The organism is Arthrobacter sp. H41 (genome assembly GCF_000520535.1).
Lineage (GTDB): Bacteria > Actinomycetota > Actinomycetes > Actinomycetales > Micrococcaceae > Arthrobacter_D.
Genome location: NZ_KI914799.1, coordinates 15,650 through 21,109, shown reverse-complemented (window position 1 = coordinate 21,109; position 5,460 = coordinate 15,650). Strand labels below are relative to the sequence as shown.

4 protein-coding genes and 1 pseudogene are annotated in these 5,460 nt (G+C 68.3%); 2 read left to right on the top strand and 3 right to left on the bottom strand.

What is annotated here, in order from left to right; translation table 11 throughout:
* Positions 1-149: pseudogene (locus tag Y705_RS23650) on the bottom strand (FAD-dependent monooxygenase); the annotation flags it as partial.
* Positions 150-231: 82 nt separating this feature from the next.
* Here Y705_RS23650 and Y705_RS0110145 point away from each other — a divergent pair.
* Positions 232-894, top strand: a complete 663-nt coding sequence (locus Y705_RS0110145) for a TetR/AcrR family transcriptional regulator (RefSeq protein ID WP_049822582.1) — start codon at positions 232-234, stop codon at positions 892-894.
* A gap of 82 nt (positions 895-976) precedes the next feature.
* Here Y705_RS0110145 and gabT read toward each other — a convergent pair whose 3' ends face one another.
* Entirely contained in the window at positions 977-2,377 is a 1,401-nt protein-coding gene (gabT, locus tag Y705_RS0110140; protein ID WP_049822581.1) for a 4-aminobutyrate--2-oxoglutarate transaminase, read from the bottom strand.
* A gap of 18 nt (positions 2,378-2,395) precedes the next feature.
* The gene (locus tag Y705_RS0110135) at positions 2,396-3,826 is read right to left on the bottom strand and encodes a gamma-aminobutyraldehyde dehydrogenase (protein WP_049822580.1); all 1,431 of its coding nucleotides are present in this window, start codon (positions 3,824-3,826) and stop codon (positions 2,396-2,398) included.
* A gap of 153 nt (positions 3,827-3,979) precedes the next feature.
* Between Y705_RS0110135 and Y705_RS0110130 the strand changes: the two genes are divergently transcribed.
* On the top strand, positions 3,980-5,404 hold the full coding sequence (locus tag Y705_RS0110130; protein WP_026532767.1) for a PucR family transcriptional regulator: 1,425 nt from the start codon (positions 3,980-3,982) through the stop codon (positions 5,402-5,404).
* Positions 5,405-5,460 lie beyond the last annotated feature (56 nt).

The window sequence follows — 5,460 nt, the reverse complement described above, 5'->3', positions numbered from 1 at the left end:
ACCGCCACGGAGTGGCCCGCCCTCGCCAGCCTGCGGGCCGCAGTCAGTCCTGACGGTCCTGCCCCGATCACGACGACGTCGCGCTCCAGAATGTTCACGGTTTCCTCCCTGTGGCTCCTGACCTGCGCCACTAAATGAACGATGTTCATTTATATCGCCCTACTATAGTTCTAGGGAACGATCTTGGGAAGAGCCTGCTGGAGGAAAGCCGCAGGAGAAGGAGCAGCCGCCATGGGCACAGTGCAGCCGGACGCACAGCAGCGCCGTGCGGGCAGACCGCCCCAGGGAGTGCTGTCCCGCAGCCGCATCACCAACGCGGCATTGGAGCTGGTCGATGACGCCGGGTACGACGGCCTCACCATGTCGGCCCTCGCGCGCCGCCTCAAGGTGGCGCCGTCCGCCCTCTACAACCATGCTGCCTCCAAGCAGGAAGTGCTGCGCTGGGTGCAGGATCATGTGATGACGATGGTCGACTTCAGTGCCTTCGCCACGGAGCCGTGGGACGAAGCAGTGCGCCGCTGGGCGTGGTCCTACCGCGAGGTCTTCGCCCGGCATGCACCCCTGGTGCCCGTCATCGCCGTTCTCCCGGTAACTGATGCGGCCGACACGCTGCGGATGTACGAGGAGGTGGCACGGGGCTTCCTCGCCGACGGCTGGCCCGAGGATCGCGTGGTGCCCGCCATCGTGGCCCTGGAATCCTTCATCTACGGCTCGGCACTCGATGTCTCGGCCCCCAGCGACATCTTCGACTCGGGAGCGCTCGCCGGAGAGTTCCCGATCTTCACCGCAGCGGTCCGCAGCAGCGCCGCATCGGGGGACAACGCCGCCGACGCCGCCTTCCGGGCAGGCCTCGAGGGGCTCATCATCGGGCTGAGGGAACAGCTGGCGGACTGACCCTGCGCGGAAGTTGCGCACGTGTGGCGGGTGTGACGCGTTCCAACCCACCACACATGCACAAGTTCCCTTCGGGAAGAGGTTAGCCGCCCACCGAACGGATGGCATCTTCGAGAACGTCGAGCCCGTCGGCGAGGAGTGCGTCGCCGATGACCAGCGGCGGCAGCAGCCGGACCACGTTGCCGTGGGTCCCGCAGGTGAGGATGAGAACGCCCTCGCGCAGGCACCGGGCCGCAACGGCCTTGGTGGCCTCGGGGTTGGGTGTGCGGGTCCCCGGTACCACGAACTCCATGGCGAGCATGGCGCCGCGGCCCCGGAGCTCACCGATGACGCTGCGCTCCCCCAGCTCGGCCTGCAGCGCTGTGAAACGCTCCGTGACCACGCCTTCGATGTGCCGGGCGCGCCCCGCGAGGTCGAGCTCCTTCATGGTGCCGATCGCCGCGAGTGCCGCTGCGCAGGCCACGGGGTTGCCGCCGAAGGTTCCGCCGAGGCCGCCCGCATGGACGGCGTCGAGCAGGTCCGCCCGGCCGGTGATGGCCGAGAGCGGCATGCCGCCGGCAATGCCCTTGGCCATCGTGATGATGTCGGGCACCACGCCCTCGTGGTTCACGGCGAACCATTCCCCCGTGCGGCAGAATCCGGACTGCACCTCGTCGGCGATGAAGACCACGCCGTTCTCGCGTGCCCACGCCGCGAGCGCCGGAAGGAACCCCTCGGCCGGGACGATGAAGCCGCCCTCACCCTGGACGGGTTCGATGATGATCGCGGCGACGGATTCGCTGCCGATCTGCTTCTCGATCATCGTGATGGCACGCTGCGCGGCCTCGGCGCCGGTGATCGAGGGGTTCTCCTCGCGGAACGGGTAGCTCATGGGAACCCGGTAGATCTCGGACGCGAAGGGGCCGAAGCCGCCGTCGGGGCCGGCCTTGTAGGGCATGGACTTCGCGGTGAGCGCCATCGTGAGATTGGTGCGGCCGTGGTAGGCGTGATCGAAGGCGACGACGGCGTTGCGCCCGGTGGCCAGGCGGGCCACCTTGACGGCGTTCTCCACTGCCTCGGCGCCCGAGTTGAACAGCACCGTGCGCTTCTCGAAATCGCCCGGGGTCAGCTCGGCGAGCTGCTCGGCGACGGCGATGTACCCCTCGTAGGGGGTGACCATGAAGCACGTGTGACTGAAGCGCCCCACCTGCTCCGTGACCGCATTGACGACAGCGGGGTCGGACGCCCCGACGCTCGTCACGGCGATGCCCGCACCGAAGTCGATGAAGGAGTTGCCGTCGACGTCGAGGACGATCCCGCCGTCGGCGTCGGCCGCGTACACCGGCACTGTGGAGGCCACGCCCTTGGCGACCACCGCGGCGCGGCGGGCCGTGAGGGCGGCCGATCTGGCGCCGGGGAATTCTCCGACGATGCTGCGCTTCTGCTCGAGCCGGAACTCGGGCTCCGAGATGCGGGCGGTGGCGGGGGCTGAGAGTGTAGTCATGGAGTCGATGTCCTTTGCCTAGGCGTCCAGCACGCTCATGACGTGCTTGATGCGGGTGTAATCCTCCACGCCGTACATGGAGAGGTCCTTGCCGTAACCGGAGCTCTTGAAGCCTCCATGCGGCATTTCGGCGGTGAGCATGATGTGGGTGTTGATCCAGACGGCACCGAATTCGAGGTCCCTCGAGACCCGCATCGCGGTTCCGTGGTCGGTGGTCCATACGCTCGAGGCGAGCGCGAATTCGACGTCGTTGGCGAGCTCCACCGCCTCGGCCTCCGTGGTGAAGGTCTGCACGGTGAGGATCGGGCCGAAGGTCTCCTTCTGCACGATGTCATCACTCTGCCGTGCGCCGGTGATGATGGTGGGTTCGAAGAAGTACCCCTTCTCCCCCGCACGCTTGCCGCCCGTCGCGATGCTGCAGTGAGCAGGCACTGCGTCCATCACGGAGTTGACCGCGTTGAAGTGATTGATGTTGTTCAGCGGCCCGAAATAGTTCTCGGCGTCGTCGGCGTTGCCGGTCTTCAGGGTCCGGGTGTGCGCGACCAGCGCGTCGACCAGCTCATCGTGTGCCGATTCCTCCACCAATACGCGGGTGATCGCCGTGCAGTCCTGGCCGGCGTTGAAGAAGGCGAACTCGGCGATGGCCTCGGCGGTCTTGGATAGGTTCGCGTCAGCGAAGACGACGGCGGGAGCCTTGCCTCCCAGCTCCAGGTGTGCCCGCTTAAGTGTCTTCGCGGCGCCGGTTGCCACGGCGATTCCTGCGCGGACCGACCCGGTGATGGAGACCAGGCCCGGGGTGGGGTGCTCGACCATCGCGGCACCGGTTTCCCCGGTGCCGAGGAGCACGTTGAGGACGCCCGCGGGAAGGATGTCCTGGGTCAGGCGTGCCAGCACCAGGGTGGATTCCGGTGTGGTGTCACTGGGCTTGAGCACCACGGTATTGCCGGCTGCAAGCGCCGGCCCGATCTTCCAGATGGCCATGAGGAGCGGGTAGTTCCAGGGAGCGACCTGCGCCACGACGCCGATGGGCTCGCGGCGGACGTAGGAGGTGTGGCCCTCCATGTACTCCCCCGCCGACTTGCCTTCGAGGAGCCGCGCGGCGCCTGCGAAGAACCGCAGCTGGTCCGCGCCGACGGCAACTTCCTCAGCTGCGATCATGGCGCGCACCTGGCCCGTGTTGCGGTGCTGGGCCTCGACCAGTTCGTCGCTGTTCGCCTCGAGGGCGTCGGCGAGCTTGAGCAGCATCAACTGGCGCTGGCCCGGAGTCACCCGCTTCCAGGACCGGAAGGCCGTGGCAGCTGCCGCCATGGCGGCGTCGACGTCGGCCTGGTTCGAGACCGGTGACTGCGCCACCACCTCACCGTTGGTGGGATTGACGATGTCCAACAGCTCGGTGCCGGCAGCGGGAACGAACTGCCCGTTGATGTAATTTTTGAGAGTATCGGCCACGGTAGGCGTCCCTTTCAGTAAGGTGGAGCCGCTTCACGGCTGCGGGGATCTCCCGGAACACTACGCCGGACCGCAGCACCGATCCACGGACACTTGCACAGGGCATAATCAAAACTGTCGTGCAGGAGGACAGGAAGGGCCTAGGCTGGAGCCATGGCTATTCCCTTGAGCTCGCTGCTGGCCGCACCCGGCCTGAACCTCGTTCGCCAGGGCAGTGCGCCGCTTCCCGAGACTCCTATCCAGTGGGTCGCGGTCACCGAGCTCGAGGACCCGCTGCCGTTCCTCAGCGGCGGGGAGGTGGTTCTGACCACGGGAGTCCGGCAGAAGACCGCGGCGGCCCAGCGGAACTTCGTGACGCGCGTCCGCGAGGCGGGCGCACTCGCCGTCGGCTTCGGTGTGGGGCTGACCCACGGGAAAATTCCGCCGGCGTTCCTCGAGCAGGCGGAGGAGGAGGGGCTGCCCCTTTTCAGTGTTCCCTACGAGACGCCCTTCATCGCGATCGGGAAGATCGTGGCCGACGCCCTCGCCTCGGACACCTACGCGGGGCTCGAGAGCCTTCTGCGCGGACATCAGGCCCTTGCCGCCGCCCTGCTCGGGGGCGGCGGAATCCCGGCGCTGCTGCGGGAACTGGCCGCGATGACCGGGTCCGAGGTCGCCGTTTTCCAGTACGGGACCCGGGTCGCCGGCGCCGCGTCGCCCGGCGCCGGATCCGCCGCCCCGACCACCTGGCACCGCGTGCCCGTGGCGACCGGACTCAAGGACCGGTGCACGCTCGCGGTGGCGGAGCCGTTCCGCCAGGCGGCGATCGTGGATTACGCCCAGAGCCTGATCAGTGTGGAACTCAGCAACCAGGCACGACGGCGGACGAGCGAGCGCGCCGCTGCCGGCCAGCTGATCCAGGACATCACGCGCGGCACCCTCGACGGCCCCGATGCTGCGGCGCGCCTGGCAAGCGCGGGAATCGACACGGGCACCCGGCAGACAGTGGTGATGATCGACGTCGCCTCCGGCCAGCAGCGCGCCCTGCGTACCCTGCCGTTGCCTGCCGGGTGGGAATCAGCGGTCGCAGCGATCCTCGAGGACCGGCTGGTGCTGTTGTCCGGTGCAGCCGACATCAAGCAGCTCGCGGGGGACCTCAGTTCCTACCTGCACGGCGCGGGGTTCACGGCGCACGTGGGCGTGGGCGGCTCCTACGCCCAGCCCCACGGCCTGCGGTGGAGCTACTTCGAAGCTCGGGAGGCACTCACGCACGGCCACCGTGTCAACACCGCGGACCGGTTGAGCCTCACCTCGCTGCTGCTGGCGAGCGGAGACGTGCCGCTCGCTGACCTCGCGGCGGAAACCCTCGATCCGGTGGCGGCGTTCGACGCGCGGCACGGCGCAGGTCTGATGGCCACCCTTGAGAAGTACCTGTCCCTGAACGGCTCGGTGGCCGCGGTCGCCGATGCCCTGCAGCTGCACCGCAACACCGTGAGGTACCGGCTGCAGCAGCTCGTCGACCTGACGGGCTACGACCCCGGCGTCACGGCCGACCGCGTGCACCTGTACCTGGCACTCACGGTCCGCTCGTTACGGTGAGCGGACCGGCCCGGAGACCGGTTCGCCCGCAGGCTCATCGGCTGCGTCGCGGGCCG

Coding starts and splice junctions, on each gene's coding strand:
- Y705_RS0110130 (WP_026532767.1), top strand. CDS start 3,980: ATGGCTATTCCCTTGAGCTCGCTGCTGGCCGCACCCGGCCTGAACCTC.
- gabT (WP_049822581.1), bottom strand. CDS start 2,377: ATGACTACACTCTCAGCCCCCGCCACCGCCCGCATCTCGGAGCCCGAG.
- Y705_RS0110145 (WP_049822582.1), top strand. CDS start 232: ATGGGCACAGTGCAGCCGGACGCACAGCAGCGCCGTGCGGGCAGACCG.